Origin of the sequence: Noviherbaspirillum soli (assembly GCF_015352955.1) — a bacterium.
Taxonomy (GTDB): domain Bacteria; phylum Pseudomonadota; class Gammaproteobacteria; order Burkholderiales; family Burkholderiaceae_D; genus Noviherbaspirillum_A; species Noviherbaspirillum_A soli.
Genome location: NZ_JACYOX010000010.1, coordinates 44,550 through 60,151, shown reverse-complemented (window position 1 = coordinate 60,151; position 15,602 = coordinate 44,550). Strand labels below are relative to the sequence as shown.

The window sequence follows — 15,602 nt, the reverse complement described above, 5'->3', positions numbered from 1 at the left end:
ACCGCATCGCATCGGATGCGGCGTTACCCTGCCCGCTTGACTCAGGCCGCATTGGCCAGGGCCGGGGCTTCGCCGCGCTGCTCGACATAGTCGTGATACAGCGCGGTGGTGTAGAGCAGGCGCATGCGGGCGCCCAGTTCGCAGATCTTCAGGCAGCGCTGCTGCAGTTCGACCGTGTTGGCATGCTCCAGCACGATCTGGTAGCCGCGCTCGCCGTGAATTTCGTCGGACGAAATATGCAGGTCGAAGAATTCGACTTCCTCGTCGGTGAAGCCGTATTTCTCGCGCAGCGTCGGCGTCTGCTTGCGGTAGATCGACGGCACCTGGGATTCCAGGCCGACCACCAGGCCGGCCACGGCGACGATCGGATCTTCGCGCATGGCAACGGCATAGCACCAGCTCTGCAGGCCCAGCGTGGTGGGCGACATGTTGTCCGGGTCGACCACGCGCTCGCGGGTGGTGCCGCAGGCTTCGGCGAAGCGGATCAGCAGGTCGGTGTGGCGGTCGCCGCCGATTTCTTCCTCGTACATGTTTGCCAGCAGGAAGTCCTTGGCTTCGGTGTAGCGCTCCGGCATGCGGGCATAGAGATAACCGAGATAGTCGGCGAACGGGCCGACATAGTGGTAATGGTTTTCCGCCCAGCGCGCCAGGTGCTCGCGGGTCAGGGTGCCATTGGCCCAGGCCAGGCTGAACGGCGAGGTGTTGGCGCTGCGGCCCTTGATCGCGTTCTCCAGCGCAGTGCGAAATTCATCCCGGTTCATTAATGCAGTCATGGTTGTCTCCGATTCAAGGTTGGGGTAATTAAAGCGCCGGTGCTGCGCTGCGCTTGAACATCGTTTTCAGCTTGGCCTGCGGATTACCTTGGCGGGCTTCACCGTGTTTTTCAGCATTCCAGTATATTGTATACCGTTGTTTTTGTTTGTCTACGCCGTATTGCGGTTTTTTTACAGTTGTCTGGATTGCGATTCGGCCGCTGCCCGGTGCTGCAGAAGCGGGCGCTGCCGGCCCAGTTCCCGCGGCGCTTCCGCCATGCTGGCGTTTGGCATCTGCGCCGGGCGGGGCCGTCTCCTGACCACTTCCACCAGGCTTTCAGCCCGGCCGACGCGGCAGCATGGCGCGGGATACCATCGCCGCCATGCACGCCTGTGGCGACTTACCAGATCATGGTGGACGCTAGCGTCGCTACTGCCAGCCCGATCAGCACCGGCAGCATCAACATGCGCACCGCCTCCAGCACCGGCACCCTTGCGAAGCCGGCTACCGCAATCAGCGACGACCAGGCGATCAGGGTGCCGCCACCGGTCCATACCGCGCCCATCTGGCCGACCGCGGCGAGGGTGGCGGGATTGAGGCCGACCACCGGACCCAATGCACCGGACAGCGCGCCCGTCAGCGGCAGGCCGGAGAATCCCGACCCGTCGATGCCGGTGATCATGCCTACCAGCAGCACGCCGAATGCGACGAAGATACGGCTATCGGGAATGAAATCCTTGCCGGCCTGGACCAGTTCAAACAGCAGGCTGGGCGCCTTGTCGGCCGTTACGCCCAGGACCTGGGCCGCGGTTTCGCTGGCGCCCAGGAAGAAGAAGCCTGCAATCGGCAGCACCGAGCCCATGGCCTTGAAAGCGAACACCAGGCCGTCGGTCACATGGTCTGGACACACGTCCAGCATGCGGCGCGGGCCGACCGACACCAGTGTCACCAGCATCATCAGCAATGCCGCCACGCCGCCCACCAGCGCGGCCGCGTCGCCGCCCTTGAGGTCGGGCAGCCCGGTGCCCATCTTCGGCAGTACCATCACCAGCACTACTGCCAGGAAGGCAAGCGGCGTCACCACGGCGAAGATCTTGGACCAGCGGTTGCGACGCTGGCTCTGCAGCATCAGCAGCGCGTCGATGTCGGACTCGGTGGCAAGAGGCGCGCGCTCGGTGCCATGGGCGATCTCGGCCTTTTCAAAGGTGCCGGGGCCGCCCAGGTCCGCCGTGCCGTTGGCGGCGGTCGCCTGCCATTTTTCCAGGTGCAAGGGGCTGGCCGATTTGAAATTCTTGCGTGTCATCAGATAGCCCAGGCCCAGCGCGATCACGCCGGTGATCAGCGACAGCATCAGTGCGCGGTCGGCCACCAGCGCGGCGCTTACCCCTGCCCCGGCCGCCTTGGCGCTGATGCCGGGCGCGACCCCGATCACGTAATCCGACGACAGCGCCATGCCCTGCCCGGCGATGGCGATGGCCATCGCGCCCGCCAGCGGCGGCAGGCCGGCGGCGATCGCTGCCGGCAGCAGGATCGCCGACACCAGCGGCACGGCCGGCGTCGGCCAGAAAAACAGCGAAATCACATAGGTGATCCCGGCCAGCATGAAGTAGGCGACATGGCCGTTCTTCATCACCAGCCGGAACGGCTCCACCATGCGCACGTCGGACTGTATGGTCTTGAGCGCGTTGAGCAGCGCGGTCATGAAGGCGATGACGAGGAAAATATTGAAAAGCTCCTTGGCGGCAACCAGGCTGGCGGTGAAAATACCGCCCAGGGCGCTGATCATGCTGCCCGATAGCGCAAGGACGACGAAGAATGTGGCAATGACCGAAGGCACGACCACATTGGCCCGGAAAATCATGGTGACTACGACGGCGGCAACCCCTGCCAGATAAAACCAGTGGGCAGCGGTAAGGGTAATGGCATTTTGCATTGCGTCATCCCAATTGAATAGTTATAGATAAAACTGTCTCCTTCCAACTTGGTACACTGTATACCGTTTAATCTGGACCGGCAACAAGCAAGTTCGAAGAAAAGCGAGGCAGCTGGCACTGCACAGCTGAGCAAGAAGCGTTCCCATTGCTGAGGAGACGGCAATATCGCGCCAAGTCTGCCAGTTAAGGATCAGAAGAAGGGTCTGCGCGCCAATACGGTATACAATATATCGTTATTTGAGCTGCATGGCGGAGGACGACACTAGCCGCCACGCGCGTTTGCCGACGGAACATGCATCAAAGGAGCGCGACGTGCCGGCTTTGGTGCAATGCAGCCCTCCGCAGGGGCGGCTGGCATACAATGTTCCGTATCCCATTCCTGTAAGCAATCTCATGTCCAACTTTCCATTCAGCACTTCCGAGCCGCGGCACCCGCCAGTCAAGCTGGCCGACCAGCATGTATCGCTGGGAGAGGTCATCCGCGACACGCTGCGCGCCCGCATTCTCAGCGGCGACCTCAAGACGGGCGACCGCCTGGTAGAGGGCAAGCTGGCCGACGAGCTGGGCGCCTCGCGCATTCCGGTGCGCGAGGCGCTGCGCGCGCTGGCCTCCGAAGGGCTGGTGACCATCGAGCCGCGCCGCGGCGCTTCGGTGGCCTTCCTCTCCAATGAGGTTGCGCGCGACCTGGTCGAGGTGCGGGCCACGCTGGAAGGCCTGAATGCCAAGCTGGCCGCGCAGCGCCGCAACGACAAGGCGGTCGCCGACCTGCAGGCGGTGCTGAACATGGGCATCGAAGCCGCCAGGACCGACAAGGTCGAGTTGCTGGCCGACCTGAACAACCGGTTTCATGAACTGCTGGCCACCGTGGCCGGCAACGATGTGCTGACCGACATGGTGCGCTCGCTGCGCACCCGCACCGTGATGCTGTTTGCCAGTGCGGGCGCGCAGCGCGCCCGGCAGAACTGGGAAGAGCATGCCCAGATCCTGCAGGCGGTCATTGCCGGCAATGCCGAACTGGCCGCCCTGCTCGCCGCCCAGCATGTGCATAACGCCGCCAACGCCTCGCTGAGGCCGCCAGCCGCACCAAGCCCCTCCACCTGACGAAAGGAAGTCCCTTGATCCATATCACCGATGACATGATAGACAGCCACGTGACGGCTGCCGATGCCGAAGCCGCCATGCGCGATGCGTTCGCCAGCTTCGCCGCCGGAGAAGCCGCGATGCAGGAGCGCATCCGTACCGAAGCGGGCGGCGTCAAGCTGTCGACGCTGGGCGCGGTAATTCCCGCGCAAGGCGTGACCGGCGCCAAGGTCTATACCACCATCAAGGGACAATTCCAGTTCGTGATTTTGCTGTTCTCCACCGAGACTGGCCGGCCGCTGGCGTCGTTCGATGCCGGCACGATCACCCGCTTGCGCACTGCCGCCTGCTCGGTGCTGGCCGCGCGCCAGATGGCACGGCCCGAGTCGTCCGTGCTGGGCCTGTTCGGCGCCGGCGTGCAGGGCATCCAGCATGCGCAGCAGTTCGCGCTGGCTTTCCCGCTGCGGCGCATCCTGGTGTGCGATCCGTATGCGCCCGTCGGGCTGGCCGAGCGCCTGCAGGCGTTATGCAACGTGGAGGTGACGACTGCGGAGCCTGAGCAGCTGGTGCGCGAGGCTGACATCGTGGTGACCGCGTCACGGTCAACCGAGCCGCTGTTTTCCGGCGACTGGCTCAAGCCTGGCACATTCATCGCTGCCGTGGGTTCGAGCCTGCCCCACACCCGTGAACTGGATGACGCAGCCCTGTCGCGGGCCGCGGCAGTCGTGGTCGAGTGGCGCACACAGACCCTGCGCGAGGCCGGCGACCTGGTGCGGGCAGCGGAAGGCGCAGTGGATGCCGGCAGCATCCATGAACTCGGCGACCTGGTGGCCGGCAAGGTAACAGTACGCCGCGATGCGGATGACATCCTGATCTACAAGGCAGTGGGCGTGGGATTGCAGGATGTGGCGCTGGCGGGGCTGGCTTATCAGCGCATCATGGCGGCCGGCGCAGCGGCATAGAACATTCTTCCCCGTTTGTGTACTTTATGCACGGCGCTGCAGTGTAGCGGAGCGCCAAACGCCGCCTGCGAACAGCCGATGCCATGGGACCGGACGGGCTGCTGCTCTCCGGGAAAGCGCCACTCCGCTCTCGCCTGCAGTTGTTGGCCTCCACGGTTGCCGGATTAAAGCTCAACAGTCAAGCCGATCCGGATTAAGGGAGGATGCAGGCTGGCATCGCGAGATTAATGCTACGACAACATGAATGCCGGCAATCCTCTGCTTGTTGCCTTAACGTCAAAGCGGACCGAACAGCAGTTTCCACCCGCGTTTCAACACCTTTTGGTCACGCTTGAAACCCCTTGAAAAACCAGCTCTGCAACCTCATCTCCGATGGAGACGAAAAGCACTGCGCGACATTTTATTTTTATTTAGAAACAGTGCTTTATGATTTTCTTCCAATCTTCAACCTTGTGACTTTCTGCTGAATTTTTCAGCAAAAACTACCGGAAAGGTATTGCAATTGGTCGCAGATTTAGTTAACATGGGCACTGTGTTTATATACAGCCTATTTCGCAATCACTGACCGGCAGGAACATGCCGGAATTTCCTTAATTAATTACTGCGGCAGCTCTGCCTTGATGCTGCCTGAATAACCGTCCGTGGCTGTGGCGTTTGCTCCCGCCAGTCAGGCCGTCGTCGTGTCGTTGAGCGCGGCCGGTGACAGGTTGGCGCGCGGCGCTGCCAGTTGCTGGCGCAGCAGGTCCAGCATCAGCTCGCGCGCATAGTCGGGCTGGGCGCGGAACAGCGTCAGCGCCGTGTCGAGGAACAGTCGTTCGCGTTCATCGGCCGGGGGCGCGGGCCGGTCGTGTTCCCGGTCCATCCAGCCGTGCGGCAGGTTCAGCGCGGTTTCGATCGCGCGGGCCACGCTGTTGCCGATGTTCTTGCGCTGGCACTTGATGTGGCTGAGGTAACGGTCGGACAAGCCCAGTTGCTGGGCGAACTGCTTGAGCATGCCGCGTTGCGGCTGGTCGGGATGACGGGCGATGTAGTCGGTGAACAGGGCGTGGAAGTTCTTGTGCCTGATCTGGCTGCTGTTCATCGACGTTCTCCCTCGCTATGGATTCTTCACGAATGGCGTGCGGCGCCCGGTCCGGGATGGTTGCCACGAATGCCGCCTAGTGTAGCCGAGGAACCCGGATTTTTCGTTGTTGTAATGCAACCAATTTAGGCGTTTTTTGTGCTGGCACAAGAGCCGCCGAGATTCATCCGATCACTGAGGAAGGTTAAGCCTGGAGTGCCATGAAAAAGCTGAGAGTTCGTTATTCCCAACCGATCAATTCGGACACATTCGAAGTCAGCCCGCCTGCCCAGGCAGCACAGGGCGTGCTGGTGGACGCGATACTGGTGACCTCGGAAATCTGCGGCCAGACGCTGTCGGCGGCTGCCGCCAGGATACTGGCGGGCGATCTGGCCGACTTCGACGAGACCGCGATCCTGGGCGCGCTGTCGCGCTGCCGGATGGAAGTTCAGGGGCGGCTGAAGGTGTCGGACATCGTCGTGCGCATCGCCGACGGCCGGCCGGACGCCGAGGAAGCCTGGGACATGCTGCCGCGTGACGAGACGGCATCCATCGTCTGGACAGAGGAAATGGCGCGTGCCTGGGGCCTGGCGCTGCCGCTGCTGGAAGCCGGCGACGTCGGCGCCGCACGCACCGTGTTCGGCGACAACTATGCCAGGGCGGTGCAGCAGGCGCGCATCAAGCGCGAGCCGGTGCGCTGGATGCCCTCGCTGGGCAGCGACGTGAAGGCGCGCGAGGCGGCGGTGCTGGAGGCGGTGCGCAAGGGCCGGCTGACGGTGACCCAGGCCAGCGCCCTGCTGCCGCCGGGCGACCTGCTGCCGATGGCGGCGAACGACGCCCCGGCGCGCGCGCGCAAGCTGCACTGAGGCAAGGACAGGAGGCTGCAGCGTGGCCCGATGAAGCGCCCGCATCAATTATTGAACTACCTTTTAAGTCGCTCTTTAAGCCGAATGGGGCAGCAAGGGAGGTGACATGGACGAGCAGGACAGTAGTGACGATGGCGGCATGCAGTGGTTCGAGGAAGTCGGCCGTCGGCAACAGATGCAGGAAACCCAAACTGAAAGGAAGAGAGTCATCATGGCTGGATTTGAAATTCATCGTGCTACAAAGCGCCGCGCCAAGCTCCGTCTGGGCATGTCCGGACCGGCCGGCAGCGGCAAGACCTACTCCGCACTGCTGATCGCCGGCGGCTTGGGTGGACGCATCGGCATGATCGACACCGAGCACGGCAGCGGCGACCTGTATGCCGACCTGCTGCCGGAAGGCTACGACGTGCTGCAGCTGACGCCGCCGTACACCCCGGCCCGCTATGTCGAGGCGATCCATGCGCTGGAAGATGCCGGCGTGCAGACCATCATCGTCGACAGCCTGACCCATGCCTGGACCGGCGAAGGCGGTTCGCTCGACCGGCAGGGCAAGATCGCCGACAAGTCGGGCAACAGCTGGCAGGCCTGGCGGCAGGTCACGCCGGAGCACAATGCGCTGGTGGAAGCGCTCCTGCAGAGCAAGTGCCACATCATTGCAACCATGCGCGCCAAGACCGAGTACGTGCAGGAAAAGGATGAGCGGACCGGTCGCCAGACCGTGCGCAAGATCGGCCTGGCGCCCATCATGCGCGACGGCATCGAGTACGAGTTCACCACCTTCCTGGAACTGGACCTGCACCACATGGCCTTTGCCGGCAAGGACCGTACCCGCCTGTTCGACGGCTCGATCTTCAAGCCGGACATGGAGACCGGCCGCCAGCTGCTGTCCTGGCTGGATGCGGGCGTGGATGCGCCGGTCAAGCGCACCGTGTCGGAGGAACAGAAGGTCGAGATGCGCCAGGCCCTCTCCGGCGCCGTCACGCTGGACGACCTGTTCAAGGCGTTTTCCGCGGCCTACCGGGTGGCGACCGCGCTCTCGGACAACGAGACCCTGGCCGACCTGACCGCGCTGAAGAACGAGCGCAAGGCCTGGCTGGAAGCCCAGAACGAAGAACAGCTGGGCATTGCAGCATGAACCCGGTGTTCGAAGCCTTCGAGCTGGCCGCGCAGTATCGGCGGCTGGCCGAGATCCTGGCCGAGCAGCATGACGATCCCAGGCTGATCGCCGACACGCTCGACAGCATCTCCGGCCCGCTCGACGAGCGCCTGGAAAACCTGGCCAAGATGGTTCGCAACGTGGAAACCGCCGCCCGTGGCGTGGAGCAAACCATTGCCGCGCTGGAAGCCCGCCATGCGGGCCTGCTGCGCGCCGCCGAGCGCGGCCGCAGGCTGGCGCTGGACGTGATGCAGGCCGCGGGACGGGACAAGGTGACCACCGCCCTGTTCTCGCTGGCGGTGCGCAGGAACCCGCCGCTGGTGGTGATCGACCAGGAGGAGGCATTGCCGCCGCAGTTCCTGGTGCGGCATGAACCGCCGCCGCCGACGCCGGACAAGAAGGCGATCGCGGCCTCGCTGAAAGCCGGCATGACGGTGCCGGGCGCCCACGCGGAACAGCGCGTGCGGCTCGACATTCATTGAGCAGTCAACAAGCACGCATTACGCACCCTGAAGGAGAATCGCATGAGTACCTTGAACAAAGTCACCCTGATCGGCTATCTCGGACGCGACCCGGAGACGCGCTCCACCGCCGCCGGGGACAGCGTTGCCCAGTTCACGCTGGCCACCACCGAGACCTGGAAGGACAAGGCCACCGGCGAAAAGCGGGAAGCCACCGAGTGGCATCGCGTGGTGCTCTACCGCAAGCTGGCCGAGATCGCGGGACAGTACCTGAAGAAGGGTTCGCTGGTCTATGTCGAAGGCCGGCTGCAGACCCGCAAGTGGACCGGCAAGGATGATGTCGAGCGCTACGTGGTCGAGATCATCGCCGACGACCTGCGCATGCTGGGCGGCCGGCCGCATGGCGACGAGTCGCATGAAGCCGGCAAGCCAGGCGCAGAAGTGGCAACTGGCACCACCCGCAAGTCGAGCCAGCCGGCGCTGTCGGAATTCGAACTGGAAGACGACGCGATCCCGTTCTGAAGTACACCTACGGTATTTTTTTAAACTTTCTTGTAAAGCCCTGTTCTCGCAGGGCTTTTTTCTTTGTTGACCAAATTAAGTAAAAATTTTTTTAGTCGAAATTTGGGAAGGCGTTAGAGCGAATTTGGCCAGACTAGCCTCATGCCGCAGGTTTAGGCGCGGCGCAACCTGCATCCTGCACATACCCCTGATGCTGTATGGTGGAATACCCCGAAGGGGCATTCCACCGATGGTGAACCAGGGAAGGTTCCTGGAATGGTCTTTGCGGTATGCGACCGCGGTGCAATGCCCTTCGGGTATTGCACCCTACTAACCCTCGGGCGACTCTTCCAAAGGCAATCCTGCTTGGCCGGTGGATGCCAGTCAGCCTGGAAATGCGTTAGCCGACGGCTGAAGTTCGTTGACGAGTCCGGCTGCAACATCGCCACCACCCCCGGTACGGCCGCGCTCCCTACGGTGGGTGCGTACCGGATGCCGTGCCAAAGAACTTCGGGCGCAATGTCACCATCCTCGGGGCGCTGTCCTGCACCGGGCTTGATGCCGTCATGTCGGTTGACCGTACATAAGAGATTTGATGGCGCACAAAGATCGAAACTTATGCACGGGTCTATTCTGACGCTGCACCATCTCACAGGCCGCCGCAATAGGCGTGGATTTTTGCGACTTTTGTCGCGCGAAAGCGCCTGACTATCCGCTGTAAGCCGGGCCTGCCTTTACATATCCGGCTATTTCCGCGGTCCGCTTTTCGGGCAAAGCCTGACAAGGATGTTTGAAAGGGACTCTTTCAGTAATTGCCTATTCCTGTTTCTTGCACTCCGTTGAATGTCGCGCCGCCTTGGCCGGCCCTATCGCAGAAGGAGCGAGCGATGCGAACCCTACGAACCCTTATATCCCCGCTGGTGACAGCGCTGGCGATCCTGGCTGGCCCGGGCGCCGCGGCGGCGCAGTCGATACCGACCCCCACCTGCGCCTGGCAGTTCGAGTGGGGTCCCACGGGCCTTTCCAACTGGCTCATCCCCGATGCCGGCAGCCACTGGAGGTACATGCCGATTGATCCGCAATGGCAGAAGGTGATGATCAACGGGAGTTACCCGTACGCGCGGTTCTTCTCCCTGGCCTTGTACGAGGGCTTGCCGACTGCCACGGCTCTGGGAGACCACTTGTACGATGCGCAGATCGCCCCCGATCCAGGCAGCATCAACCCGTTTGCCTCGCCCGACGCCAGCGGCAGAGCCACCGGGCGGCCGCGCAATTACACGATGCATATTGTGCGCACGGGCGCCAAGAGCGGTGGCAATAACCTGCAGCTGCCCGCCAATGGCGGCTGGCTAGTCTACCGCCTCTATCTGCCCAATGCCGCCATTGGCACGACGGGCGGCGTACCTTTGCCGGGCATGAGCGTGACCGACGCGAACGGCCAGACGCGCACGTTGCCGCCGTGCCCCGTGAGCAACCGCCAGTCCGAACTCGCCGTGCTGCAACCCATCATCATCCCGCCCGTGCTGGAGAATCCCACGCCGCAGCCGCCGGTACCGGACCATGTGCTGTTTGCGCCGATTCCCCAGCCACCGGCACGGCTTTTTCAGAATCCGGACAACAAGTACCTGATTTCCTATTTCATGTCCGACTATGACCCGGACCGCATTCTCGTCGTGCATGGAAAAATGCCGGGCTTCCCTGACACCTTTAACGCTGGCGCGCCGATCAACAAGCCGGCCCCCGGTTTCGACACCGTACAGATGCGGTACTGGTCGATGTGCTTCGCCTCGTTTGTGTCGCCGATACCGGTGGAGGGATGCGCAGTGGATGCGAGAACGCCGACCGATGAGAACGGCTTCTACACCGTGGTTATTTCCAACGATGCGCTGCGACCGGACTGGCTGCCGTCGCAGATTGCATGGATACCGTGGGGAGATGAAGACATGGTGCCGAAGGCCATCATTCAGCGCAACACATTGGCTTCGCCCGACTTTGCGCAGACGGCCCAAACTGCCGTAAACCAGGGCTGCGGCGTGGCCTTCAACTTCCCGACGTTTCCCACGCAGGAGGCGATCGCGCAGGCCGGACAGTGCACCGAGAAAATCATGGGGTTCTACTACCCGACCGCACTGTGGTGCGACCGCGAGGACTTCAAGTACGGCGGATGGGCAAAGTGCGTCACACGGGCAAAGCACGACAAGAAATGGTGAGCCTGCAACGACACCACGCCCGCGACAACGTGGGCGTGGCTTACACATTCTTCGAGCCGCAGTCACTGCGCTTGGCGCTTCTGTTTTGGTTGATCATGTGCAAGCCTCAACAGGAAAAAAATGAGACAGATCAATTTCCATTAATGACCAATAATCAAAACGCTGGAAATGCCAGGGATTTTTCAATTGGATTAGCCTGATTCAAAATGAAAATTACCTCTTCCACAGTTATCGAGCGAATGGCTACTGCGAGGAAAAGGAATTGCAATCAGCCTATTGATTGAGTTCAGATAAAAACCGATAGTCAATGACACGGCTAATTTGATATCACACAAAAGGACGGTGAGACCCGTTACCTACTCTGGCTTGGTAAGCGGACCTGATGAGGTGGGAAATGACATTCAGATCGCTGGCATTCATGTTCATGGTCTGGGTTGCCCTGGCTTCCGGGATCGTACTTTCAGCAGGGGCTGTTGAAAGTACGGATCGCAAACATCCTCCCTCTTCCGAGGCGCCGCAGGAAGCTGTCGCCTGTACGGGCTGGCATGCGCTATGCAGCGCTTCCCCGGACTGCCGAATGAATGGCGACAAGGCTGACTGCGACTGTCTTCGGGTCAACGAGCCGCATATCGTTCAGACCAGTGAGATCCAGGACGCGGCGATGAAACGCCTGACGCTGGCCAGATGCACGAACGGGCATCCTTGCGAGATCGACGAGGCGCCGGCGTGCCAAGCCATCAAGGATGGAAAATACACTGTGGATCACATTCGATACAACTGGGTATCCACGTTCTCGTATCGGGGATGGTGCAGCTTATCAGGGCAGAACAAGCCGATCGCGTGCAATCCTCAGGAGCCAGGATATTCCGGAGACAGGTATTGGGCCATCTGTGATGCTGCGCCCTGTACCGAAAACCCGAATCCTGCTGATCCGAATAAGCCCTTGACCTGCCAGTGCCGGGTGCAGACGGACCCATTCCTCGGTTTCGGCAGTTGCACCGGTGCTAATGGCGGAATCATCTCAAGTTCGCCGCAATGGATATGGGATTTTCAAAAGAACAATTTCTCCGTGCCCGTCCCGGGCGCTGACTATGTACTGAGCGCGTGCATGCCGTTGAAATCCGATCCGTTGCCGACGAAGTAAAGATCGTGTCGAGCTACGAAACCGAACAGCGCATGATGCTGCGGATTGAATATTGAAGGAGCGGCAAATGAAAAATGTGTTCAGCAGAATTGCCCTGTTGGGCTGTCTCATGGCTCTCGCAGTTTTCATCATTCCTGGTTTCGCTCAAGCGCAGAACGTCAAGAACTGTGCATGGCCGATTGAACTCTCGCCCGAGGGATACGGAAACGCGACCGGGCCCGAATTGTTGGCCAGGTATTACCTCATTCCCTTCGACGCGCAATCCGACTCCTTGGTTATCAAGGGGGCTTATCCTCATGCCCGGTATTTTTCCTACGTGGTTTACCAGGATCAGACCCCGACCGCAATCATCGGCGATCTGTACGATGCGCAAATTGCGCCTGATCCGGGCAGCCTGAACCCGTATGTCCGCCCCAAGGACATACGGGTTCAGGCTGCCCATGCTCGGCCTTCACAGCAACCGGGCGACGGCACGTACACCATTGTCATTTCGCACGCCCAGCCGTCTGCCGGGAACACGATTGGCGTCCCCCCGGGCCACTTTGCCTGGGTCATGCTTCGGATTTACATACCGAATGCCGATCCGAGCTTGAGCGGCCACAGCCTGACAGGGTCGGTACCGCTGCCTGCCGTATCCGTAACGCGGGGAGGAGCGAGCCAAGCGCTATCGCAATGCTCACCAGTCAACGACCTGCGCGACGTGGGCGCGTTGCTGCAAGATCTTTTCGGCGGTCTTGTCCTGAATAATCCCGTCGACATGCCGTCCTCCGACCGCTTGTGGTTTGCGCCGCTATTGAGCCCTCCGATGCGGCTATTTCCCAATCCGCACAACAAATACGTTGCCATGCTGCCAGGCGATCGGTACCAGCCGGGCCGTATCATCGTGATCCACGGTAAGGCGCCAGGCGCTCCACGAACCTATGACGGCTCACCAATTTGGCGGCCGACGCGGGGCTCCAGGAGTGTCGACGTGCGGTACTGGGCGCTTTGCAGCGTTAATTTCGAGTTGCCGATAACAAGCGTTGACTGTGCGTCCGATCTGACCGCGAATCTTGAAAACGGCAACTACACGGTCGTCATCTCGGACGATCTGCTGCGTCCCGACTGGGTGCCGGCCAGTGTCAATTGGATGCGATGGGGAGATGAGCAGTATCCCAAACTCCTGTTCTTCCGGAACATGTTGCCGGCACCGGACTTTCCCTACTCGATACAACGTGCAGTGGAGAAAGGCTGTACCTTTGACCTGACGTTGCCGAATGTGCCGAACAGCGATGCCACGATACCTGCGGGCCAATGCGCCCAAAAAGTGATGGGTGATTATTACCCGATGGCAGCCTGGTGCGATAAGTCGACCTTCGTTTCGGGAGGCTGGCAGGCCTGCATCAGCGGGCGATAACAGGCAGCAGTGAGCTTGAGCCCACCGGAAATCGTAAGGCTTACTTACATGGAGAAGAACATCATGAAGAAAAGCGTTACGGCAGTGAGTTTGGCGTGCCTCCTGTCTTTCTTGCTTCCCGGGGCCGCACATGCCTGGAATCAGGCGACCCACGCTTACATTGCAGAGCGTCTCGCCGGGCCTCAAAAATTGAAGGAGATGTGGGGCAGCACCGCGCCCGATTTCTTCAACTACATTTTTGATCCGAAGGTCTCCAGCGGCTGGGTATCAGATCAGCCGCATGGCACGACCGGCGAGACGTTCATGAAACTTTGGAACGCCGCCAGTAAAGCGAGGGAGAAGACGCTTGCCTATGGCTTCGTCAGCCACAATCAACAATGGGGAAACGATTACGTCGCGCATGTCTCGGGTCTGCGACCCGGATACGAAAGCGGGGGGTACATCATCATCAAGGCCAGGCAACTGCTGGACACACCGATAGATCCTTCCTACCCCAACCCGACCTTTGGCGAAGTCTTCACCGGCAGTTTTGGAGCGGGCCAAGAAGCGGCATTGCCGATTGCGCACGTGATCGCGGAATATGCAATAGACATCCGACTGGCGCAGGAGGCGCATCCCCTGCTCGGACGCAAGCTCGCCGCCGCGGCGCGAAGTGAAGCGAAACGCTTTACGCCATTGCTGGTGAAGGCATACGCTGCAGATTACGCGGCCTATTGCTTCAATGGCGACCTCGCGACCGCGACCACGGAATTGACCGCGGCCGTGTACAGCCACCGCAGGGACATGATTTAGCTGGGACAGGCTCTCCCGCGTCCGGAGCCGGTTGCCGTTGCGCTGCTCGCAGAACAGCTCGTCGCGATTCTCGGCGACTTCCTGCCTGGCCCGCTGCCTGAGAACGCCTTGGCCATCGTCAAGGCTTCGATTTCCAGCGCCATGAAATTGTGCGACGACTACAAGATAGAGATCGAGACAACCATCGAGTTTGTCGGCAAAAACCTTGGCGCTCGCGGGATCATCGATCCGGCACAGGGAGATGCGCGAAACGTGCTGCAAACCGGCGCTGCAAGGTAAAGAATGAAGAACTCTTGAATCCGCGATCTTCAGTTGCCCGTATAGCTTATCGGTCAGTTCGTTTTGGCCTCCCTCACGGCAACCGGCTTCCTCCAAACCCGGGGCGGTTCAGTATGGCAGGACTGTTTTGCAAGCGTTCTTATAAAGCCCTGTGATTACGGGGCTTTTTTCATTGTTGGAGGGATTCGGCAATAAAGGCCTTGCCCGGAATTGGTGATGGATTACTTAAACAAGGATAAGGTTTCCGAGAGACGAGTTTGATGCATCGCTGCCTCGAAGAGGTCAAAAACGCAATCACCCAAGCACCGGCCGGTCTCGGATCCGGAAAATTTTGATCCACATCATTCGATTCCGAATACCGGTGAATACCATGAATCCGTCTCTACCAGACGCATGGAGGCATGATGGAAACCATCAGGGATGCGGGCAATCTCTCTCTGCCTGCTGCTTGGCGTTACAGCGGTGTCGCCGTCCTGCTGCACTGGCTCCTGGCCCTGCTCATCGCCGGCATGGTCGGCCTGGGGTGGTACATGACGGCAATCGAGGATGACCCGGGCGCTGACAAATATTTCAATCTGCACAAGTCCATCGGGATTGTCATCTTCGGGCTGGTTCTGATTCGCGCCGTCTGGCGTATCGGCCACAAGCCGTCCGAGCTGCCGGCAAGCCTGCCAAAATGGGAAGTGGCGATGGCATCCATTATCCAGTGGCTGCTTTACGGATGCATGATACTGCTCCCGGTTACAGGTTTTATCGGTGCGCTATACAGCAAGGCCGGCATTGCGTTCTTCGGCATCTCCCTTCCGGCATGGGTTCTTCCGAACCATGACACTGCAGAGCAGTTCTTCGAAGTCCATGAGGCACTGGCGTGGGCGCTCGTCGTTCTCGTTGCCATTCATACTGCCGCCGGCCTCAAGCACCTGCTTGTGAACCGGGACCGGGTGTTCCAGCGCATGTGGTTCTGATAACGACGATAGAGCCATGCCGGATGTTTCCATGTCGCTGAAG

General features: G+C 60.8%; 16 protein-coding genes. 13 read left to right on the top strand and 3 right to left on the bottom strand.

The features are described 5' to 3' along the window. Positions 1-41 precede the first annotated feature (41 nt). Together IGW04_RS10050 and IGW04_RS10045 are read right to left on the bottom strand one after the other, a co-directional pair. On the bottom strand, positions 42-773 hold the full coding sequence (locus IGW04_RS10050; RefSeq protein WP_194712937.1) for a TenA family transcriptional regulator: 732 nt from the start codon (positions 771-773) through the stop codon (positions 42-44). A gap of 380 nt (positions 774-1,153) precedes the next feature. Further along, positions 1,154-2,686 (bottom strand): hypothetical protein, encoded by a 1,533-nt coding sequence (locus tag IGW04_RS10045; RefSeq protein ID WP_194712936.1) that lies wholly within the window; start codon positions 2,684-2,686, stop codon positions 1,154-1,156. Between the two features lie 394 nt (positions 2,687-3,080). Here IGW04_RS10045 and IGW04_RS10040 point away from each other — a divergent pair, with 394 nt between their 5' ends. Together IGW04_RS10040 and IGW04_RS10035 are read left to right on the top strand one after the other, a co-directional pair. Then, entirely contained in the window at positions 3,081-3,788 is a 708-nt protein-coding gene (locus IGW04_RS10040) for a GntR family transcriptional regulator (RefSeq protein WP_194712935.1), read from the top strand. Positions 3,789-3,802: 14 nt separating this feature from the next. Continuing rightward, on the top strand, positions 3,803-4,729 hold the full coding sequence (locus IGW04_RS10035) for an ornithine cyclodeaminase family protein (protein WP_194712934.1): 927 nt from the start codon (positions 3,803-3,805) through the stop codon (positions 4,727-4,729). Positions 4,730-5,396: 667 nt separating this feature from the next. On the opposite strand, the gene IGW04_RS10030 is transcribed toward IGW04_RS10035, so the two are convergent. Further along, positions 5,397-5,810: a hypothetical protein gene (locus IGW04_RS10030; protein WP_194712933.1), complete on the bottom strand. Its 414-nt coding sequence runs from the start codon at positions 5,808-5,810 to the stop codon at positions 5,397-5,399. A 200-nt stretch (positions 5,811-6,010) separates the two neighbouring features. Here IGW04_RS10030 and IGW04_RS10025 point away from each other — a divergent pair, with 200 nt between their 5' ends. The 11 genes from IGW04_RS10025 to IGW04_RS09975 all read left to right on the top strand — a co-directional run bounded on the left by IGW04_RS10025 (position 6,011) and on the right by IGW04_RS09975 (position 15,559). Then, entirely contained in the window at positions 6,011-6,655 is a 645-nt protein-coding gene (locus tag IGW04_RS10025) for a hypothetical protein (protein WP_194712932.1), read from the top strand. A 106-nt stretch (positions 6,656-6,761) separates the two neighbouring features. Further along, complete coding sequence (locus IGW04_RS10020) at positions 6,762-7,790, top strand: ATP-binding protein (RefSeq protein WP_228526976.1); 1,029 nt, start codon at positions 6,762-6,764, stop codon at positions 7,788-7,790. After that, the gene (locus IGW04_RS10015; protein WP_194712931.1) at positions 7,787-8,293 is read left to right on the top strand and encodes a siphovirus Gp157 family protein; all 507 of its coding nucleotides are present in this window, start codon (positions 7,787-7,789) and stop codon (positions 8,291-8,293) included. The genes IGW04_RS10020 and IGW04_RS10015 overlap by 4 nt, the downstream gene beginning before the upstream one ends. A gap of 42 nt (positions 8,294-8,335) precedes the next feature. Next, entirely contained in the window at positions 8,336-8,794 is a 459-nt protein-coding gene (locus tag IGW04_RS10010) for a single-stranded DNA-binding protein (protein ID WP_194712930.1), read from the top strand. A gap of 866 nt (positions 8,795-9,660) precedes the next feature. Beyond that, positions 9,661-10,983 (top strand): hypothetical protein, encoded by a 1,323-nt coding sequence (locus IGW04_RS10005; protein ID WP_194712929.1) that lies wholly within the window; start codon positions 9,661-9,663, stop codon positions 10,981-10,983. Further along, a complete protein-coding gene (locus IGW04_RS10000; protein ID WP_194712928.1) occupies positions 10,977-11,183 on the top strand; it encodes a hypothetical protein in 207 nt (68 codons plus the stop codon). Before IGW04_RS10005 ends, IGW04_RS10000 begins: the two co-directional genes overlap by 7 nt. 194 nt (positions 11,184-11,377) lie before the next feature. After that, complete coding sequence (locus IGW04_RS09995) at positions 11,378-12,127, top strand: hypothetical protein (RefSeq protein ID WP_194712927.1); 750 nt, start codon at positions 11,378-11,380, stop codon at positions 12,125-12,127. 67 nt (positions 12,128-12,194) lie between these two features. After that, entirely contained in the window at positions 12,195-13,523 is a 1,329-nt protein-coding gene (locus IGW04_RS09990; protein WP_194712926.1) for a hypothetical protein, read from the top strand. A 48-nt stretch (positions 13,524-13,571) separates the two neighbouring features. Then, on the top strand, positions 13,572-14,315 hold the full coding sequence (locus tag IGW04_RS09985) for a hypothetical protein (RefSeq protein ID WP_194712925.1): 744 nt from the start codon (positions 13,572-13,574) through the stop codon (positions 14,313-14,315). Positions 14,316-14,423: 108 nt separating this feature from the next. Then, positions 14,424-14,594 carry a hypothetical protein gene (locus IGW04_RS09980; protein WP_194712924.1) on the top strand — a complete coding sequence of 57 codons (171 nt, stop codon included), beginning with the start codon at positions 14,424-14,426 and terminating at the stop codon, positions 14,592-14,594. A 401-nt stretch (positions 14,595-14,995) separates the two neighbouring features. Then, positions 14,996-15,559: a cytochrome b gene (locus IGW04_RS09975; RefSeq protein ID WP_228526975.1), complete on the top strand. Its 564-nt coding sequence runs from the start codon at positions 14,996-14,998 to the stop codon at positions 15,557-15,559. The last annotated feature ends 43 nt before the right edge of the window (positions 15,560-15,602 follow it).

Bases quoted from the DNA above. Each gene is read 5' to 3' on its own strand.
- IGW04_RS10010 (WP_194712930.1), top strand. From the start codon at position 8,336: ATGAGTACCTTGAACAAAGTCACCCTGATCGGCTATCTCGGACGCGAC.
- IGW04_RS10045 (WP_194712936.1), bottom strand. From the start codon at position 2,686: ATGCAAAATGCCATTACCCTTACCGCTGCCCACTGGTTTTATCTGGCA.
- IGW04_RS10005 (WP_194712929.1), top strand. From the start codon at position 9,661: ATGCGAACCCTACGAACCCTTATATCCCCGCTGGTGACAGCGCTGGCG.
- IGW04_RS10040 (WP_194712935.1), top strand. From the start codon at position 3,081: ATGTCCAACTTTCCATTCAGCACTTCCGAGCCGCGGCACCCGCCAGTC.
- IGW04_RS10020 (WP_228526976.1), top strand. From the start codon at position 6,762: ATGGACGAGCAGGACAGTAGTGACGATGGCGGCATGCAGTGGTTCGAG.
- IGW04_RS09985 (WP_194712925.1), top strand. From the start codon at position 13,572: ATGGAGAAGAACATCATGAAGAAAAGCGTTACGGCAGTGAGTTTGGCG.
- IGW04_RS10025 (WP_194712932.1), top strand. From the start codon at position 6,011: ATGAAAAAGCTGAGAGTTCGTTATTCCCAACCGATCAATTCGGACACA.
- IGW04_RS10030 (WP_194712933.1), bottom strand. From the start codon at position 5,810: ATGAACAGCAGCCAGATCAGGCACAAGAACTTCCACGCCCTGTTCACC.
- IGW04_RS10000 (WP_194712928.1), top strand. From the start codon at position 10,977: ATGGTGAGCCTGCAACGACACCACGCCCGCGACAACGTGGGCGTGGCT.
- IGW04_RS10050 (WP_194712937.1), bottom strand. From the start codon at position 773: ATGACTGCATTAATGAACCGGGATGAATTTCGCACTGCGCTGGAGAAC.
- IGW04_RS10015 (WP_194712931.1), top strand. From the start codon at position 7,787: ATGAACCCGGTGTTCGAAGCCTTCGAGCTGGCCGCGCAGTATCGGCGG.
- IGW04_RS09990 (WP_194712926.1), top strand. From the start codon at position 12,195: ATGAAAAATGTGTTCAGCAGAATTGCCCTGTTGGGCTGTCTCATGGCT.
- IGW04_RS09975 (WP_228526975.1), top strand. From the start codon at position 14,996: ATGATGGAAACCATCAGGGATGCGGGCAATCTCTCTCTGCCTGCTGCT.
- IGW04_RS09995 (WP_194712927.1), top strand. From the start codon at position 11,378: ATGACATTCAGATCGCTGGCATTCATGTTCATGGTCTGGGTTGCCCTG.